This is a genomic window from Maribacter vaceletii (assembly GCF_003634105.1).
GTDB classification, from domain to species: Bacteria; Bacteroidota; Bacteroidia; order Flavobacteriales; family Flavobacteriaceae; genus Maribacter_B; species Maribacter_B vaceletii.
Map to the genome: position 1 here is coordinate 469,483 of NZ_RBIQ01000007.1, position 19,891 is coordinate 489,373.

A 19,891-nucleotide genomic window follows, 5' to 3' on the forward strand; every position below is an offset into this window, starting at 1 on the left:
AAATCTCTATTATAGAGTAAATTCTTCAAGAATAAACACCCATTTTTAGATGGGTAAAATAAAGTAAGCCTCTGTTAATTTTCGCCCATAGCTCAAGCTCAGAACTAGGTAACTTTAAGCCTTGGAACAAGGCTTAAAAATTGTCGTTTCAGCACCTTTTTAAGGTTCTATTTACCTATAAAAAGTTAACTACAAACAAAATATTAAAAGAATGAAAAAGGTACTTTTAGTAGCAATCGCTATAGCGATGCTACAGGCTTCTTATGGTCAAGAAAAAGCGGTGTTAAATAACTCCAAAACACCATATATGCGTTTAAAAACTATTGACATAAATGACTGTCAATGGATAGATGGTTTTTGGGCAGATAAATTAAAATTAGCACATAAAACTATGATCCCTAATCTTGGGAGATTAATGGCTGATCCAGAAATAATACATGCCTATGACAACTTTAAAGTTGCTGCGGGTTTAAAAGAAGGAGAATTCAGAGGATGGTCCTTTCATGACGGTGATTTTTATAAATATGTTGAAGCGCTAGCATATGATTACGCAGTTACTAAAGATGAAACCATTAATACAAAAATGGATGAAATCATCGCTGTTATAGCTAAAGCACAAAGGCCAGATGGTTATTTACATACTAAAAAACAAATAGGACATGGTATTGCCGGCTTTTTACACGAATCTGCTCGTCCATTTAAAAATGGAAAAACAAAAGCCTTTACACATGGGCCAGAGCATGAATTTTACAATTTTGGCCACTTAATGACCGCAGCGTGTGTGCATTATAGAATTACTGGAAAAAAGAATTTTTTAAATATAGCCATAAAAGCTAGTGACCTTATTTATGAAAAATTTATAAACCCTTCCCCAGAATTAGCAAGAATAGACTGGAATCCCCCACATTATATGGGATTTGTTGAAATGTACCGTACTACCGGAGATAAAAAATATTTAGATGTAGCAGAATCTTTTATTAATATGTTGGGTTCTGGTAAAGCTAAAAAAGGGGACCATAGAGCTATGGCTCACAGCCAAAGAGCGACACCAATTAGAGAGGAAAATGAAGCAGTTGGCCACGCAGGGCATGGTAATTATTTATATGCTGGTGTTGCAGATTTATATGCAGAAACTGGTGATAAAGAATTATTAGCCGCTCTAGAGCGAATATGGAAGAATGTTACTACCCAAAAAATGTATATAACTGGTGCTACAGGACCTCATCATTTTATGGCAACAAGAAAAGGAATGGAAACAGAAGCTTATGGCAAAAACTATGAGTTACCTAACCTTAAAGCATACAATGAAACCTGTGCTAACATTGGTAATGCTATGTGGAATTGGCGTATGTTTCTTTTTAATGGAGAAGGACGCTTTGCAGACATTATGGAATTAGTATTTTATAATAGTGCTATTTCTGGAATATCATTAGAGGGTAATCAATTTTTTTACACTAACCCATTACGTTTTATAGACGGGCATGCTTTAAACACAAAAGACGAAGGCGAACGTAACGATTTTATGTCTGTATTTTGTTGTCCTCCAAACATTATACGTACTATAGCTAAAATGCATACCTACGCATACTCTAAATCTGACAAGGGTGTTTGGGTCAATCTATATGGTAGCAATCAATTGGATACGAAATTAGAAGATGGAACTACAATAAATCTTACGCAAAAAACAAATTACCCTTGGGATGGTCATATAGAAATAACTACGAATAATAAGCGCAAAAAAGAATTTTCTATAATGTTACGTATACCTGGTTGGGCAAATGAAGGAACCATAAAAATAAATGGAGAGCCTTTTAATACGGATATTAAATCAGGAACCTATGTTGAGGTAAATCGTAAATGGAAAAAAGGAGATGTACTAACTTTAGATTTACCAATGCCAACTCAATTACTTACCGCAGATCCTAAGGTTGAAGAAACTCGTAATCAGGTGGCTGTTAAACGTGGCCCATTAGTTTATTGTTTAGAATCTGCTGATTTACCAAAAGATGTTTCAATGACAGATGTTGTAATTCCACAAGATATTACGTTATCCCCGCGTTTTGATTCCAATTTATTGTCAGGGGTAACAGTATTAGAAGGCCAAGGAGAAATGCTTTCTAAAGAAAATTGGTCAAATAATCTTTACAAACCATTAACTCGCCAAAAACTAAAGAAGGTTGACATTACCTTAATTCCATACTTTACATGGAGTAATCGTGAAAAATCGGATATGACGGTTTGGATTCCACTTAAATATTAAACAGAAACAATCGTTACAAACAAACTATTAAATAATACATCTTTTAGCACAGAATTAATGAAAACGCAGATTAAAGAAATAGCCAGTCCATATTTTAAATTACAAAAACCAAAAATTGATGCTTGTCAATGGACAGATGGTTTTTGGGCACAAAAATTAGAACTTTGTCATACCGAGATGATTCCTAATTTAGGGAGATTAATGGATGACCCAAAAATCATTCATGCCTATGAAAATTTTAAGGTTGCTGCTGGTCTAGCAGAAGGAGAATTTAAAGGATGGCCTTTTCATGATGGTGATTTTTACAAATACTTAGAGGCTTTAAGCCATGCATATGCTATATCTAAAGATGAAAAAATAAATGCCCTTTTAGATGAAAAAATTACTGTTATTGCAAAAGCACAAAGAAAAGATGGATACCTAGGTACTTACATAACTATTGGGCATGGAACTGAGGGATTTGGGCATCCGTCAGAATTTAAATACAAAGATAAAACAGAGGCTTTTCAAATAGATTTTGATCACGAATTTTACAATTTTGGTCACTTAATGACTTCTGCTTGTGCGCACTATAACTCTACTGGTAAAACAAATTTCTTAGATATTGCCATAAAGGCCAGTAACCATTTATATGATAGATTCGGAGAACTTTCTCCTGAATTGGCTTATGTAGATTGGAACCCTCCTCATTATATGGGATTGGTAGAAATGTATCGCACCACAGGGGATAAAAAATATTTAGAATTAGCAGAGTCTTTTGTAAATATGCGCGGTAATGGAGAAAAAGGAAAAAATGAAACTAGAGGCGGCAGAGGGTTAGATCATAGTCAAAAAAGAACTCCTATACGAGATGAAAAACAAGCTGTAGGTCATGCCGGTCATGCGAATTATTTGTACTGTGGCGTAACTGATGTTTATGGAGAAACAGGAGATTGTGGCTTATGGGATGCACTAGAAAGAATCTGGAAAAATGTTACCACTAGAAAAATGTATATCACGGGTGCTACTGGACCACATCATTTTGGATTATCAGATAATTTAGATTTTGTTTGTGAATCTTATGGAAAAGAATATGAGTTACCTAACATAAAAGCATATAACGAAACGTGTGCCAATATAGGAAATGCAATGTGGAATTACCGTATGTTCCGTGCAACTGGAGAAGCTCGCTTTATGGATATTGTTGAATTGGTGTTTTATAATAGTGCTCTATCAGGAATAGCTCTAGATGGTAAACATTATTGCTATACTAACCCATTACGTTTTATAGAAGGGCATCCACAAAACACAAAAGATAATGGAGCAAGAAGTACATCTTTATCCGTTTTTTGTTGTCCTCCAAACATAATAAGAACAATAGCCCAATTACAGACATATGCCTATAGTATTTCTAAAAAAGGTGTTTGGGTAAACCTATATGGCAGTAATGTAATTAATACAGAATTAGAAGATGGTTCAGCAATACAACTAACACAACAAACCAATTATCCATGGGACGGAAAAATAAGTATTAGTGTTGAAGCAGAAAAAAAGGATGAATTTGCTATAATGCTTCGTATACCAGCATGGGCAAAAGAAGTATCTTTAAAAATCAATGGAAAACCTATTAAAGAAAATTTAGTTAGAGGTAGTTATTTTGAGTTATCTCGCACTTGGACTTCTGGTGATACTGTTGAGTTAAATTTACCAATGTCCCCTGTTCTTATGGCTGCCAACCCAGCTGTAGAAGAAACGAGAAATCAAGTTGCCATTAAAAGAGGACCATTGGTATATTGTTTAGAAGCAATTGACTTACCTTCTAATGTAAAACTTTCAGAAATAAGTATTCCTAATACTATTAACCTTACCCCAATTTATGATGAAAAACTTTTATCTGGCGTAACAGTTCTAGAAGGAGAAGCTTTAGTTACTAAAGAGACCCAAGATTGGAATACTACTTTATACCAAGAATTAGACAACTCCGTTTCTGAAAAATCAAAAATTAAGTTTGTACCATACTATGCATGGAATAATCGGGGCAGTGTAGATATGAGTGTATGGTTGCCTTCTAAAAATTAACATCTGTATATCATGAAAAAATTAGTAGCATTACTATTCGTTCTAATACATATTTGCAGCTGTACATCTTCTCAAAAAAAAGAAGAAAAATCACTTATAAAACCTAATATACTATTCATTGCTATAGATGACCTTAGACCAGAATTAGGTTGTTATGAATCTGAAATTGCCAAAAGTCCAAATTTAGATAAACTAGCAAGCCAAGGATTACTCTTTAACAATGCCTATTGCCAACAAGCCATTTGCGGGCCATCTAGAGCTAGTGTTATGACCGGAATACGGCCAGAAAACAGCGGCGTAATTCACAACTATATTAGGTTTCGAGAAAAGAACCCAACTATTAAAACTATCCCACAACACTTTGTAGAAAATGGATATGAATCTGTTTATTATGGTAAAATTTTTCATCATGGAGATGAAGACGAAATATCATGGTCTAGAACACAACTAAAAGAGCTCAAAAACACACCTAAACCTGTTCCTTTTGCATTACCTGAGAATCAAAAAATAAAAGCAGATACTCGAAAAGAAATGTTTTCTAAATATGGAGACGTTGCTAAATACGGATTAGCCATGGGGCCTGCTTATGAATCTGCTGATGTTCCAGACAACACCTATTCAGATGGGTATAATACCGATTTAGCCATTGAAACTATGAAAGCAATGGCAAAAGAAGGAAACAAACCTTTCTTTTTAGGTTTAGGTTTTCAAAAACCACATTTAAACTGGGTGGCTCCAAAAAAATATTGGGATTTATATGACGAATCAAAAATTCCAATGGCCACACAAACCAGCGCCCCAAAAAATGGAGCATCAATAGGTTTACATCCTTCTTTTGAATTACGAGTACGTTCTGGAATTCCTAAAAATGGAGATTTAAACCCGGAACTATCCAAAACATTAAAACACGCTTATTTAGCTTGTGTAAGTTATGTAGATGCACAAATTGGACGAATGATTACTGCTCTAGAAGATGCAGGCTTAAGAGAAAATACAATCATCGTAGTATGGAGCGATCATGGTTGGCATTTAGGCGATATGGGAATTTGGGGGAAAGCTACAAATTACGAAATAGCAACCAGAGTACCAATGATGATATGGACACCTGAGATGCCTACAAATAGTAGAGGAATAAAAACAAATGCTTTAGTTGAGTTAGTTGATATATATCCTAGTCTATGCGATTTAGCTGGTATAGATATTCCTAAAGAAATTGACGGGAAAAGCTTTGCTCCATTATTAAAAAACCCATCTCAAGAGTGGAAAAAAGCCGTATTTAGTCAATTCCCATCTCCCGCTTTAAGAGAATGGGGAGCTTTTCCTTTACGACCTGCGATGCGAGAAACCTATTTTGGACCGCTACTTAATGAGGTAGAAGAAAAAATAAAAATTCAGCAAAAAGAAAAATGGGATAGAAATTTATTTGAGAATCACTTAATGGGCTACGCTATGAGAACAAGCCGGTACAGACTTGTTGTTTGGAAAGATATTAGAAATAAAAAATCGGAACCTTTAGCTGTAGAAGTATACGATCATATTACAGATCCAAAAGAGACTATAAATATCGCAAAATTAGATGTAAACTTAACTACTTCTTTATTGGACATGTTTAATACCGAATGGAAAAAGAACACTACAATCCAATAATTTTTTTCAATAACAAATTTTCTCTTTTTCATTTAAATAACTGAAAATGTGAGGATTTTATTATTTTATTTTTAAACTCTAACCATTTATTCTACAGACAAGACCATTTGTTTAAGCTTTAATAGTTGTTAAAGTATAGTTTTGACTTTCTAGATTAAGTACTCTGTTATAATCTAAAAAGAGAATAAATTATAATTCAATTAACACTACAAGTAAAATGAGAATAGTCCCTTTAAAATCACTATTTTTTTGCACTTTTTTATTTCTTTCTGCAATAAGTTTTTCGCAAGAAAATCCTCCAAAAAAGTTTGAACAAAACTGGGAGTCTTTAAGTAAAATAAATGAAACTCCTGATTGGTTTCTAGATGCTAAATTTGGAATATATGCCCACTGGGGACCTGTTTCATCTGCATTTGTTGGTGCAGATCCAGACAAACATTATGCTGGTTGGCATGGTATGAAAATGTATGATAATGGTAAATTAGATAAAACAAAAAAAGGACAACCAACAAACAATTACATACACCACAGAAAAAAGTATGGTAATCCATCTAAGTATGGTTATAAACATATTATAGAGCAATTTGACCCTTCTGGTTTTAACGCCAAAGAATGGGCAAATTTATTTGCGCTATCTGGTGCTAAATTTGCTGGACCTGTTGCCATGCATCATGATAATTTTGCAATGTGGGACTCTAAAGCTACACGATGGAATTCTATGAATTACGGAGGCATTGATCCATCTGCAGAACTAAAAAAAGAAATTGAAGCTAAAGGTTTAAAATACATGGGATCTTTTCACCATGCATTTACCTGGAAATACTTTTCTACAGCACATGCTTATGGCGGAGTTAAAGCCAAAGATTACGACCTTTATACTAATCCACATAGTTTAGACTCAGACGTGCCTGACGAACAATTTTATAAAGATTGGTGGGCTAAATTAAAAGAGTTTATTGATGTGTATCAGCCAGATTTAATTTGGTTTGATTGGTGGCTAGAAAATATGACAGATGAATCTAGACAAAAATTCTTAGCATACTACTACAATAAAGGAATTGAGTGGAATAAAGAAGTAGCTGTTTGTTATAAAGAAAGTACTTTCCCTGAAGATACCGCTATTAAAGATTATGAGCGTGGACGCCCTAACCAACCAAAAGAACAAGCATGGTTAACAGACACATCACCTGGAGCATGGTTTTACAGACCAAATGCTGAATTTAAAACTCCTAACGAATTAGTAGATATTCTGATTGATATTGTTTCTAAAAATGGAAATATGTTATTAAACGTGCCTCCAAATCCAGATGGTTCTATTCCGCCTGTTATGGTAAATTTGCTTACCGAAATGGGGCAATGGCTTAAAATTAATGGAGATGCTATCTATGGGACACGTCCTTGGACTGTATTTGGAGAAGGACCTACTCGTTTACCAGAAGGCGGACATAAAGTAGAAAAAATAAAAATTGAATATACAGACAAAGATATTCGCTTTACTAAAAAATCGGATAAAGAGTTTTATGCTATTGTTATGGCCGAAGCAAATGGTGAAACAGTAATTAAAACTTTAAGTACGGATATAGGAGTTCTTAACTCTAAAATTACTAAAATAGAGCTTTTGGGTAGTTCTGAAAAAGTAGTTTGGGAAAGAAACAGTAAGGGGTTAGTAATTAAGGCTCCAAAGAAAACGCCATCAACATATGCCCATGCTTATAAAATTCTTTTAGAAGGTTACACAGAGAATAATATTGGTGGAGACCAAAATGCACATACTGAATAAAAAAAAATGAAAAAAATAATACTATTTTGCTATATACTACTTGGTTCTTGTGGTATAATTAATGCTCAAGACATAAACTTTAATGCCGATTGGAAATTTCACAACCAAGAAGCAGAAGGAGCAGAAAAACCAACGTATAATGACTCCTCTTGGAGAAACTTAAGTCTACCACATGATTGGGCAATAGAAGGTCCTTTTGATGTTAAATATAATGCTCGTGCTGGCGGATTACCTTTTCATGGAACAGGATGGTATCGTAAGCATTTTACCATGGAAGCTAATGCCAAAGGAAAAGTAGTTACTCTAGAATTTGAAGGAGCTATGTATGATGCCTATGTATGGGTAAATGGAACCTTAGTAGGTAATAGACCTTATGGTTATATTGGTTTTGAGTTCGACATTAGTGAACATCTAAAGTATGATGGTTCAGATAACACCATTGCCGTTCGTTTAAGACCACAAGATTTATCGTCTAGATGGTATCCTGGCGCAGGCTTATATCGTTCTGTTTGGCTAAAAATTGATAATCCAATTCATGTTGGGCAATGGGGAACTTATATTACTACGCCAACAGTTACCAAAGAAATAGCTGTTGTACAAAACGAGACTACAGTAGTTAACAAAAATAATAAAGAAGTAACTGTAAATGTAAAACAAGAATACGTATCTCCTGAAGGTAAAGTTGTTGCCACGGTAAATGAAGACATAACCATAAAACCTAATGCAACAGCAATTTCACAGTTGTATACAAATATAGAAAACCCACAGCGCTGGGATACAGAAAATCCTAATTTATATAAAACAATAACGACTATCACAGAAAATAATACTGTGGTAGATACACACCATAGTAAAATTGGGTTAAGATCAATTGCTTATACTAAAGAAGGTTTTTTCTTAAACGGAAAAAAAGTGCGCTTTAATGGCGTTTGTTTACACCATGATAATGGTGCTTTAGGTTCTGCTGTCTACAAAAGAGCAGATGAAAGAAAATTACAAATCATGAAAAGTATGGGGGTAAATGCCATACGCACAAGTCATAACCCACCATCTAGAGAGTTTTTAGAAGCATGTGATGAACTTGGTCTTCTTGTTCAAGATGAAGCTTTTGATGTTTGGAAAATGGAAAAAGTACCAAATGGATATAATGTGTTTTTTGATGAGTGGGCAGAAACCGACTTAAAAGATATGATTCGTAGAGATAGAAATCATCCTTCAATCGTAATGTGGAGTATTGGCAATGAAATTATTGAACAAAAAGATGCCAAAAACGGATGGAAAGTTGCTAAACAATTAAATACCTATTGTAAAGAAATAGACCCTACTAGACCAACCTCAGCAGGATTTAACAATTACCCTGGACCATATAAAAATAATATGGCACAGCAGGTAGATATTGCTGGTGTAAACTACAAACCTTCTAGTTATAAAACTTTAATAGACACCTATCCAGAATTACCACTTTATGGTTCTGAAACCTCTAGTTGTACAAGTAGTAGGGGGGTGTACCATTTACCTATAGAGAAATACAAAACACATGAATCTCTTCATGTAACAAGTTATGATATTATTGGCCCACCTTGGGCATATCCTCCAGATATAGAATTTCATTTTCAAGAAGAAAACCCAAATATTATGGGAGAGTTTATTTGGACAGGTTTTGATTATTTAGGAGAACCAACGCCATATGGAGGGAAAGACAACTCTACAAATGGATATTGGAATGCAGACTGGCCTTCTCATAGCTCTTATTTTGGAGCTGTAGATTTAGCTGGCTTCCCTAAAGATAGATTCTTCTTATACCAAAGTCACTGGACAACAAAACCTATGGTTCATCTTCTACCACATTGGAACTGGCAAGGTATGGAAGGCAAAGATATTCCTGTATATTGTTATACAAATTGCGATGAAGCAGAACTTTTTGTGAACGGAAAATCTATGGGTAGAAAAGTAAAAGGGAAAGATTTGACTTCACTTCTTATAGATTTCTCTAGATACGAGCCAAAAACTTTTGACTCTAAGTACAGATTATCATGGAACGTTCCTTACCAAGCTGGTAACATTAAAGTTGTGGGCTACAAAGACGGTAAAGTGGTACAAGAAGAGCAGATTTTTACAGCAAGTAAGCCTTCAAAAATATCCTTATCTGTAGATAGAACAGAAATAAATGCAGACGGAGAGGACTTAGCCTATGTAACAGTGCGTATCGAAGATAAAAATGGTAACCTTTGTCCTAATGCAGATAACCTAGTTAATTTCTCGGTAAAAGGAGCAGGTAAATTATTAGCTGTAGATAATGGAAATCAAATTAGTTTAGAGTCTTTCCAAGCTAATCAAAGAAAAGCATTTAGCGGAATGTGTTTAGCTATACTTAAATCTTCTAAAACTTCAGGTAAAATAACATTAACTGCAAAATCTAAAGGTTTAAAAAGCGGAAAAATACTCACCATATCTAAGTAATTTAGTTTAGCAAAACAGTTTGTAAAATAAATTCCCATCATGAATAGAGCAAAAAATTATTATTTCTGCATTTTGTTTTTGATGGGATTTTTAGTACCCCTATCTGCTCAAATTGTTCTATTAGGAGAAAATATCCCTTATGCAAATGTTAACGATGGTGACTTTGAAGCTATTCCTGGATATTGGCGACAATCCAAACAATCTCCGTTTTGGAAAACCTATAATGTTAAAGGCCCAGGGGAATATAAAATGGGTATACACAACGGTACTATGTTTAGTATAAATGATGTTGGTATAACCGAATCTAAAATACTAAACACCAATCCCAATTATCAAAATCCAAAAGCAGGAGATATTATAAATTGGAGTTTTGGAGCCGATTTAGAATATATAAGCAATGGGAGTATTTCGCTTAGTCTGGTTTTTGGAAAACACGAACGAATATTAGCTAATAAAATTAAATTAGAAGGTTCCGATAAAATTGTAGAACACTTTTATGGAACATATACTGTGAACCAAGAAGATGTTAGCGCAGGATTACCTTTTGTTAGAGTAACTTTTTATTCCGAAGATCAAATTAAAGTATTCTTGCATTATGTAAATATTAGTGTTGCTGATGAAATAAATAAAGGCCCAGAATTAGTGGCTAGTGTAAAAGGCAATGGAATTAAACTACATTGGGAAGACAAGCACGCAGATAAAAAAAGTGTATTTCATGTCTATCGTCAACTTAAAGAAAAAGAAAAGTATAAACAGATTGGAAAAACAACAAATTTTACTTTTCTAGACACTACAGTAATTAACGGTATAAATTATTCTTACGTAATAACAAGGGTAAACAAAAAAGAATCTGGTGCATCAAACAAAATAGTTATTAGTAAAAAAGATACCATTGCACCTGCTAGTGCTACCGACTTAAAAGCAGAAATACAAGATTCTGAAATAAAAATTTTATGGAAGAAAAGCGTCGATAAAGATGTAAAAAAATATTCTGTTTATAGAGGTGATGAAAATGGAAATAATCTACAAGAAATTGCTCACGACATCACTAAAAATTTCTTCTTAGATTTTACACCAGCCAAAGACATTAAAAATACTTATGTGATTTTTGCAGAAGACTACAGCGGTAACAAAAGTATTGCTTCAAAACCATTAAAAGCTAAAGTAAAAATGGTCCCTGGAGCATCATTCAGCGATTTAATTTTACCAATGCCTATTTCCCATAAACTAACTTCAAAAACTTGGGGCACAGATGCTGTTTTACCTCGGAATATTAATAATGGTATAGAGGACCCTGAATGGAGTTATTGGGGTGGGCGCCCTGTAAAAGATAAAGATGGCAAGTACCATATGAATGTTACTCGTTGGCCAGCAAATGCTACTAAAGGTCATTGGGAATGGCCAAATTCTACTGTAGTACATGCTTTTTCCGAAAAACCAACGGGGCCATATAAGGTAAAAAAAGATATAGCTTACAATTACAATAATGGTCTAGGTCATAATCCAGATATCATTATATTAAATGACGGCACTTACTTAATGTACTCCTTAATAAATTGGGAAGCTACTTTGTTTTCTAGCACATCTATGAATGGTCCATGGAAAAGATTAGGGATAATGCAAGTAAACAAAAATACTGCATTGGAAAAACCAGAAAGGTATTATCGATTTGAAAGAAATTTATCTGGAATTCATTTAGAAGATGGTCGCTTTTTATTTGTTACCAAAGGAGGCGCAATGATGCTTAGTAAAGGAACCAACCCTCTAGGACCTTATGACATTAAAACTGGACCATTACAAGGAAATACAATAATACCTGAAAAATACAGAAATTCTAATTTTGAAGACCCTGTTCTATGGAAAGACGAAGTGCAATACCATATGATGATTAATGCATTTATTGATTACCGTGCCATATACTTACGTTCTCCAGATGGTATTCATTGGAAATTTAATCCAGGAACTGCTTATACACCTAATAATACATTATATGAAAATGACACACAAACACATTGGTACAAATTAGAACGACCACATGTTTTAACAGATAAATATGGACGTGCGACACACTTATCACTAGCTGTTATTGATGTACCCAAAGCAGATGATTTAGCAAAGGATAAACATAGTTCTAAAAACATTATTCTTCCATTGGTAGTCCATAAAAGAATTAAACTATTAAATAAGAATAAAATATCAGCGACCACCAAAAAAATTAAAATCTTAATAGCTTCAGAAAAAGGTTTTAATCCTCAAAAGGATATAGACCTAAACTCATTAAGATATGGCGCTTCCGAAGAAGTGAACTTCGGGAGAGGTGCGCGGCTTATAAATACTAAAAAGAAAGGAAAAGATTTACTCCTCTTTTTTGATGGTAAGGGCAACGGTATTACTAAAAATAATTTTGCCGGAAAACTCTTAGGCAAAACTAGAGAAGGCAAATTATTAATTGGTTTTTCTAAATTAAGCACTAATTAAATTATTGTACGTATGCTAAAACAAATAATTATTCTGCTTTCCATTATCACAATTGGCTCTTGCAAACCTAGCAATGTAGTAAGCAAAGCAAATTCTGATTTGGAAAACTACAAAAATTTGGATTTTACCCCTCTATCGCCTGAGGTTGTAGACAATTTTAATAACACTACCAAGGTTGCCCAAGTTCTTGTGGATCCTGGTTATTATGTTTGGGGATTGAGCGTTGTACTATGGAAAGGAAAATACCATGCCTATTATTCTAGATGGAACAAAAAATACGAGCATAAAGGCTGGATGACAAATTGTGAAATTGCACATGCAATATCAGATACTCCAGAAGGGCCCTTTAAATTTGTGAATGTTGTTTTAAAAGACAAGAAAGTTGGTGGCTGGGATATAAACAATTCTCACAATCCATATGCAACTATTGCCGAAGGGAAAATTTGTTTATACTACATAGCCAACGACATCAATCCATTATTAAAAAAAGATAACATTAAGTTTCCATCAGAAAAATGGTTTAATGACAATAGACAACCCATTAGAGAAAGTCAACGCATAGGTGTTGCTATCGCTAATAATCCTGATGGTCCTTTTATACGTTCTGAAAAAGTTGTTGTAGAACCAGATAACATCAAATTCAGAAAAATTGCTGTAAACCCCGCTGTAATATATCGAAATAATCAATATTATATGGTTATGAAAGGGGACGACTTACAACACAAAGAACCATTTAGAATACAATTAATAGGTAATTCTAACAAACCTGAAGGCCCTTTCAATTTTAAAGAAAAGCCAGTTTATGCAGAAGCACAAACAGAAGATGCTTGTATTTGGTTTGATCAAGTGTTGAACAAATATTATATGGTTTGCCATGTGATGGGAAAGAGTGAATTAGCACTTTTTAATTCTATTAATGGTTTCGACTGGCAACCCGATGAAAGAAGAGTTTTCATGAAAAAAGAATTCGTACTTTCGGATGGCACTTTATGGAAACCTAAACGCGTAGAACGACCTTTTGTATTAACCAATGAAAAAGGACAACCAATTATGCTGTATGTTGCAGTTTATGATAAGAATGTAAATGGTAATATCGCTATTCCAATTGTATTTAAATCGGACACTAAATAGAATAAAATGAAAAGAATAACAACCCTTTTTACGTTAGTATTTGTTGTACTTACATCTTGTAAAGATAAAAAAGCCGAAACAACTAAAACTATAGAAACAGAACCTGAAAAGAAAAACATCCTATTTATTCTAGCCGATGATTATGGTTATAATGATATGAGTTTTAGGAATGATTCTTTTTACGAAACTCCAAATATTGATTTAATTGCCCAAGAAGGGACGGTTTTTAATAATGGTTACGCCAATTGTCAAGTTTGTAGCCCGTCTAGAGCAAGTATAATGAACGGCAAGTTTCCTGCAAGACATGGAATTACAGATTGGATTGGTGCTCGTGAAGGAGAAAAATGGAGAGAGAAAAAAAGATTCAATAAACTTATGCCTGCCACATACGAACACAATTTAGCACATAAAGATATTACATTACCAGAGGCTCTAAAAGAAGAAGGCTACACGACATATTTTGCGGGTAAGTGGCATCTAGGAGAAAAAGGCTCATGGCCAGAAGATCACGGTTTCGATATTAATGTTGGTGGTTGGGATGCTGGCGGCCCACGTGGTGGATATTATTCTCCATATAATAATCCAAATTTAAAAGATGGAAAAGATGGCGAAAACCTTAGTATGCGTCTTGCAAAAGAAACTGTAAAGTTTATGAAAGAAAACAAAGATGAAAAATTCTTTGCTTATCTATCTTTCTATGCCGTGCACGGGCCAATTCAATCTACTAAAGAAAAATGGGAGAAGTATCGTAATAAAGCCGAGAAAAACGGCATAGCAGAAAGCTCATTTAAAATGAAAAAGTTTTTTCCGATGCGAGAAACGCAAGACAACCCAATATATGCTGGTTTAGTTGAATCAATGGATGATGCGGTAGGAACTGTTTTACAGGGGCTAAAAGATTTAGGCTTAGATAAAAATACTATCGTTGTATTTACTTCTGATAATGGTGGCGTATCTGCTGGCGATGCTTTCTCTACCTCTAACCTACCATTAAGAGGTGGCAAAGGGTATCAATATGAAGGCGGAATTAGAGAACCTTATTTTATAAAAGTTCCATGGTTAAATAACAATGTAAAAGAAAATAACGTCCCTGTTACTGGGGCCGATTTTTATCCAACATTATTAGACTTGGTTGGCGCCGAGTTAAAACCTAATGAGCATATGGATGGTGTAAGTCTAGCTCCCCTATTAAAAGGAGAAAATATTGAAGAACGTGAACTTATTTGGCATTATCCTCACTATGGAAACCAAGGAGGAGAACCTTCTTCTATTATTAGAAAAGGAGATTGGAAATTAATTCATTATTACGAAGACGGAAGAAATGAGTTGTTTAATCTAAAAAATGACCTTGGAGAAAAGAATGAAATATCAAAAGAGAATACAGAGATAGTTACCAACCTGAAAGTTGCACTTTTTGACTATTTAGAAAATGTAGGTGCCAGGTTTCCCGCAAAAGACCCTTTATACAGTGCTGCATTAGAAGCCAAACATTTAGAAAAAATGGCAACAAAGAAATTAGAAAGTTTAGAGAAGCAAAGAAGTCTTTTTTTATCTCCAGATTTTGACCCCAAAAACAATTGGTGGGGAAGTTTGCAAACCGAAGATTAAAATGATTTAAAAAATTCAAAAATTACTTATCTCAACAAATTACGTTAACGTTAACGTAATTATATAAGACTTAAAATGAAAGATTTAAAAGTAACTAATAAAACACTCCTAAGAACAACTAAAAAAGTTCATTTTTTGTATACTATATATTTAGTAATTCTATTGTTATTGTTTTTTATTTTAAGTGCATGTTCCTCCAAAAAAATCATACCTAAACCGTATCAGAAACCAAATGTTTTATTATTATTTCTAGATGATTTAGATCCTGATTTTGGTTGTTATGGAAATCCTTACACCCAAACCCCAAACATTGATAATTTAGCCCAAGAAGGCGCTCTATTTACAAGAGCTTACGCATCTGCACCAGTATGCAGCCCTAGCCATAGTTCAATCCTTACAGGCTGCTATCCTACTACAATAAAAGCCCAACATCACAGAAGTACGTATGCTAAAAAACTACCGAATGGTTATAGTATACTTACAGAATTACTTTCTAAAGCAGGTTATTTTACGGTGAATTTTAAAAGTAATGGAGACCGTATGTTCAATAAAATATATGGAGCTACTGCGAAAACCGATTTAAATTTTAATCGTGGAGAACCAGAAAATAATTTAGAGAGCGGAAAAGAAGTTTTTAACAACCTACAAATTATAGACCCATTTAACACTAATACTTACTTTCATGGAGGAGAGTGGTTAAAAAGAAAAGAAGGACAACCATTTTTTGCCTATGCAAATATAGAAACTGGAAAAAAACATGGTTTTGTTCCAGGTAGAAAATGGGCGAAAGAAAAAGGAATTGCTGTAGATTCTTCCAAACTAATAATACCTTCACATTATAAAGATACGGATGAAGTTCGCAGTACCTTAGCTGCCAGTTTAGACGCTGTTTCACATGTAGACGTAGAAGTTGGTAAATTTTTAACAGCTTTAAAAGAATCTGGCCAAGCAGAAAATACTTTAGTTATACTATTATCAGATCATGGTGCAAGCTTACCTAGACACAAACAATGTCTTTGGAAAACAGGTTTACATATTCCAATGATTATACGTTGGCCAGGAAAGCTAAATGCTGGTATAAAAAATGAGGAACTTGCTAGTATTGTTGATATTGCCCCTACTATTCTTTCGGCAGCAAAATTACCTATCCCTATATCTATGGAAGGGCTAAACCTTTTAGGGGATAAAACTGAGCTTCGAAAACACATTTTTGCTACTAGAGACGGAATGAATAATTTCTTTGATGCCTCTAGAACTATAATTACAAAAAAATATCAATACATCCATCATTTTTATCCAGAACTCGGTTATCGTAACAATGCTTATGCTAAAAGAACATTAACATTTAAAAGTATGCTTCATTTATATAAAAAAGGAGAACTAAATCCTTTGCAGGAAATGTATTTTAACCCATCGAAACCCACAATAGAATTATACGACTTGGAAAACGATCCTCAAGAAATAGAGAATCTGTCTAATAATGTAAAATACCAAAGTGTGGTAGCTCAATTACGAACAGAACTATTTCGGTGGCAAAAAACATCAGGTGACACCATTCTAGATGCAAGAACTATTCTTGGGGTAAAAGAAGTCCCTATAGGTACTAAAGTAGATAGTATTTTAAATAAAAAAGAAACTAAATTTTAAACTAATGAAAAAAATTACACTCCTTTTAATTGGCTTGCTTGTTTTCTCAAGTAACGTAATTACTTCCCAAGAACAAACTTACATCCCAGCTTGGAATTCTTTAAGAAACCATAGTACGCCACAATGGTTAATGGATGCAAAATTCGGAATTTATTGTCACTGGGGTATTCAAACTATTAGTTACGAGAAAGGGAAAGAAAATTTATCTAACGATGCGTTGTTATCTCAATTTAAAGGAGAAAATTTTAATGCAGATACCTGGGCACAACTATTTGAAACGGCAGGCGCAAAATTTGCAGGTGTTATAGGCTGGCATGGTAGTGACCTTAAACATTGGGACAGCGATATTTCTGACTATAATACAGTCAAATTAGGCCCAAAAATTGATATTGTTGGAGAGGTTTTTAAAGCTGTAAGAAAACGTAATATGAAAACGCTAGTTTCTTACCATTCTGTAAAAGGAGAATCTTGGATAGATTTTGCCAAAGAGGGGGTGGATAAATATAGTCCAGATATTTTTTGGGTAGATGCCAGTTTTGGAGGAACAAAGGGAGCACATAACAAAAAAGTAGTACAAAAGTCTAAATATATTGGAGAAGGCAATTTACAATCTCCTGTTTTCCAAGATGCTTATCAAAAAGAATTTATTTCTTATTTCTATAATGATGCTTTAAAAAAAGATAAAAAAGTAGAGTTTGTTTATAAATCTAATGATATTCCTCCTTCAGTAGGAATGCGAGATTTAGAGAATGGTATTCTTACAGAAACTGCCTATGATGTTTGGATGACAGATATGGATATGAATGTACCGCCAGATTTTCCAACACACGGATGGTTCTATAGAGAAAATATTCCTTTACGCTCTACAAACGAATTAGTAGATATGCTAATGGATGTTATTAGCAAAAATGGAGTATTCTTACTAAACATCCCACCAAAAGCAGATGGCACATTCCCTAAAGAAATAGAAGCCAATTTAACGAAATTAGGAAAATGGTTAAAGATGAATGGAGAAGCCGTTTATAAAACTTCCTCATGGATTATTTATGGAGAAGGACCAACTAATATACCAGAAGGTAATTACACGTACCACCATAATAACCACTTTGCTAAAATTCAATATACCAAAGAAGATATTAGGTTCACTGTAAATGGGAATAATCTATATGCAACATGCTTAGGAAAACCAGACGGGAATTTAAAGATTAACTCTCTAAATACTACTTTTAAAATAAGAAAAGGGTCTATAAAAAACATCGTTCATTTAGGCACAGGAAAAAGTATTTTATTTAACCATAATGAAAATAACCTAGAACTTAACCTTAGCGGAATTACCTTAGATGAATCTGCTAATGTCTTTAAAATAATTTTAAAGTAATCCATCCATTTAACAATATAACTTAATGAAAAAAACAACAATTCTTTTATTTACACTTCTAATATCAATTAGTTGTAGCAAAAAAAATAGCTGGAACATAAATGAATTTGGAGCCAAAGCAGATGGTAAAACAGTAAACACTGAGGCAATTCAGAAAGCTATAGACGCTTGTAGTGAAGAAGGTGGTGGCATAGTAACCATTGAAGGTGGCACATATATTTCTGGAACCATTCTTTTAAAAGATAATGTAAACCTTCATGTTTCTGAAAATGCAATACTATTAGCAAGTGTTAACCCTAATGATTTTTATAGTATAGACCCATTCATTGATGCCACAGGCCAATACCGAGGGCAATGTTTTATTGGTGCGGCAGATGTAGAGAATATATCTATCACTGGTAAAGGTACAATAGATGGTCAAGGAAAAATGTTCACTCCTAATAACGCCAAAAAGACATTAAAGAAATTAGGTCTTAAAGAGAAAAAAGAAGATGTAACTAGCTTAATTGCCAAGGATAATCAATATGTAAGTAAAAATATTCGCTATTCTAATAGACCCTTTTTAGTTCGCTTAGTAAGGGTTACAAATAGCAAACTAAAAGATATTACACTAAGACAACCTGCTGCATGGACACTTCATTTTTTTCAATGCAATACGTTTGAGGTTGATGGAATAAAGATTTTTAGTAAAGCAAATAAAAACAATGATGGTATAGATATAGACTCTAGTACAGACGGAATTATAAAAAACTCTTTAATTAATTCTGATGACGATGCTATTTGTTTTAAATCTACCAGCTTATTGCCCTCTAAAGATATAGTTGTGAAAGATTGCCGAATTAGTAGTGGCTGGGGTGCCATAAAATTCGGAACAGAATCTCAGGGGAATTTTGAAAACATTACGGTAAAAGATTGTCATATTTTCGATACTCGTGGTGGCGGAATTAAAATATTAAGCGCCGACGGTGCTAATGCGAGTAACATTTTAATTGATAATATTGATATGGTAAACGTGGAAATGCCAATTTTCATTAGACTTTGTGAGCGCAGATTAACCTATAGAGGAGCAGAACAGCAACCGGTAGGAAGTATAAATAATGTTAAGATTTCCAACATTAATGCAGTTTCAAGAAAAATAGAAGATTTACGCATGTTTCCTACCGTTGGTTTTTACTTTTCCGGAACTCCTAACCATAAACTAGGAACTATTACTTTAGAGAACATAGATATTACATTACCTGGTGGCGGAACGGAAGAACATGCAAAAGTAATTGTGCCTGAAAATGAAAAGGAGTACCCCGAATTTACCAAGCTAGGAATAACGCCTGCTTACGGAATGTACGCGCGTCATATTTCTAATTTAATCACCAAAAATATATCTTTTAAAACGACGTCTGATGATGCTAGAAAAGAGGTTATTACCATTAATGTAGATAATTTATAA

11 protein-coding genes are annotated in these 19,891 nt (G+C 33.9%); all 11 read left to right on the forward strand.

Translation table 11 applies throughout. From position 1 onward, the window contains the following. Nucleotides 1–211 precede the first annotated feature (211 nt). Nucleotides 212–2,260, forward strand: a complete 2,049-nt coding sequence (locus tag CLV91_RS02065; protein WP_121063478.1) for a glycoside hydrolase family 127 protein — start codon at nucleotides 212–214, stop codon at nucleotides 2,258–2,260. A gap of 57 nt (nucleotides 2,261–2,317) precedes the next feature. Next, on the forward strand, nucleotides 2,318–4,318 hold the full coding sequence (locus CLV91_RS02070) for a glycoside hydrolase family 127 protein (RefSeq protein WP_121063480.1): 2,001 nt from the start codon (nucleotides 2,318–2,320) through the stop codon (nucleotides 4,316–4,318). Nucleotides 4,319–4,330: 12 nt separating this feature from the next. Beyond that, nucleotides 4,331–5,965 carry a sulfatase gene (locus tag CLV91_RS02075; protein WP_121063482.1) on the forward strand — a complete coding sequence of 545 codons (1,635 nt, stop codon included), beginning with the start codon at nucleotides 4,331–4,333 and terminating at the stop codon, nucleotides 5,963–5,965. A 217-nt stretch (nucleotides 5,966–6,182) separates the two neighbouring features. Continuing rightward, nucleotides 6,183–7,745 (forward strand): alpha-L-fucosidase, encoded by a 1,563-nt coding sequence (locus tag CLV91_RS02080; RefSeq protein WP_121063484.1) that lies wholly within the window; start codon nucleotides 6,183–6,185, stop codon nucleotides 7,743–7,745. Nucleotides 7,746–7,751: 6 nt separating this feature from the next. After that, nucleotides 7,752–10,205 (forward strand): glycoside hydrolase family 2 TIM barrel-domain containing protein, encoded by a 2,454-nt coding sequence (locus CLV91_RS02085; protein ID WP_170146684.1) that lies wholly within the window; start codon nucleotides 7,752–7,754, stop codon nucleotides 10,203–10,205. Nucleotides 10,206–10,244: 39 nt separating this feature from the next. Beyond that, nucleotides 10,245–12,683, forward strand: coding sequence for a hypothetical protein (locus tag CLV91_RS02090; protein WP_147406397.1), 2,439 nt, complete (start codon nucleotides 10,245–10,247; stop codon nucleotides 12,681–12,683). A 12-nt stretch (nucleotides 12,684–12,695) separates the two neighbouring features. Continuing rightward, nucleotides 12,696–13,814 carry a glycoside hydrolase family protein gene (locus CLV91_RS02095; protein WP_121063488.1) on the forward strand — a complete coding sequence of 373 codons (1,119 nt, stop codon included), beginning with the start codon at nucleotides 12,696–12,698 and terminating at the stop codon, nucleotides 13,812–13,814. 6 nt (nucleotides 13,815–13,820) lie between these two features. Beyond that, on the forward strand, nucleotides 13,821–15,422 hold the full coding sequence (locus CLV91_RS02100; protein ID WP_121063490.1) for a sulfatase: 1,602 nt from the start codon (nucleotides 13,821–13,823) through the stop codon (nucleotides 15,420–15,422). A 75-nt stretch (nucleotides 15,423–15,497) separates the two neighbouring features. Continuing rightward, nucleotides 15,498–17,069: a sulfatase family protein gene (locus CLV91_RS02105; RefSeq protein WP_121063492.1), complete on the forward strand. Its 1,572-nt coding sequence runs from the start codon at nucleotides 15,498–15,500 to the stop codon at nucleotides 17,067–17,069. Nucleotides 17,070–17,073: 4 nt separating this feature from the next. Beyond that, nucleotides 17,074–18,447, forward strand: coding sequence for an alpha-L-fucosidase (locus tag CLV91_RS02110; RefSeq protein WP_121063494.1), 1,374 nt, complete (start codon nucleotides 17,074–17,076; stop codon nucleotides 18,445–18,447). Nucleotides 18,448–18,472: 25 nt separating this feature from the next. Beyond that, nucleotides 18,473–19,891, forward strand: a complete 1,419-nt coding sequence (locus CLV91_RS02115; RefSeq protein ID WP_121063496.1) for a glycoside hydrolase family 28 protein — start codon at nucleotides 18,473–18,475, stop codon at nucleotides 19,889–19,891.

What these genes read in the sequence shown, in the direction of transcription:
- CLV91_RS02090 (WP_147406397.1), top strand. Translation starts at nt 10,245, where the DNA reads ATGAATAGAGCAAAAAATTATTATTTCTGCATTTTGTTTTTGATGGGA.
- CLV91_RS02115 (WP_121063496.1), top strand. Translation starts at nt 18,473, where the DNA reads ATGAAAAAAACAACAATTCTTTTATTTACACTTCTAATATCAATTAGT.
- CLV91_RS02095 (WP_121063488.1), top strand. Translation starts at nt 12,696, where the DNA reads ATGCTAAAACAAATAATTATTCTGCTTTCCATTATCACAATTGGCTCT.
- CLV91_RS02075 (WP_121063482.1), top strand. Translation starts at nt 4,331, where the DNA reads ATGAAAAAATTAGTAGCATTACTATTCGTTCTAATACATATTTGCAGC.
- CLV91_RS02110 (WP_121063494.1), top strand. Translation starts at nt 17,074, where the DNA reads ATGAAAAAAATTACACTCCTTTTAATTGGCTTGCTTGTTTTCTCAAGT.
- CLV91_RS02105 (WP_121063492.1), top strand. Translation starts at nt 15,498, where the DNA reads ATGAAAGATTTAAAAGTAACTAATAAAACACTCCTAAGAACAACTAAA.
- CLV91_RS02085 (WP_170146684.1), top strand. Translation starts at nt 7,752, where the DNA reads ATGAAAAAAATAATACTATTTTGCTATATACTACTTGGTTCTTGTGGT.
- CLV91_RS02070 (WP_121063480.1), top strand. Translation starts at nt 2,318, where the DNA reads ATGAAAACGCAGATTAAAGAAATAGCCAGTCCATATTTTAAATTACAA.
- CLV91_RS02065 (WP_121063478.1), top strand. Translation starts at nt 212, where the DNA reads ATGAAAAAGGTACTTTTAGTAGCAATCGCTATAGCGATGCTACAGGCT.
- CLV91_RS02080 (WP_121063484.1), top strand. Translation starts at nt 6,183, where the DNA reads ATGAGAATAGTCCCTTTAAAATCACTATTTTTTTGCACTTTTTTATTT.
- CLV91_RS02100 (WP_121063490.1), top strand. Translation starts at nt 13,821, where the DNA reads ATGAAAAGAATAACAACCCTTTTTACGTTAGTATTTGTTGTACTTACA.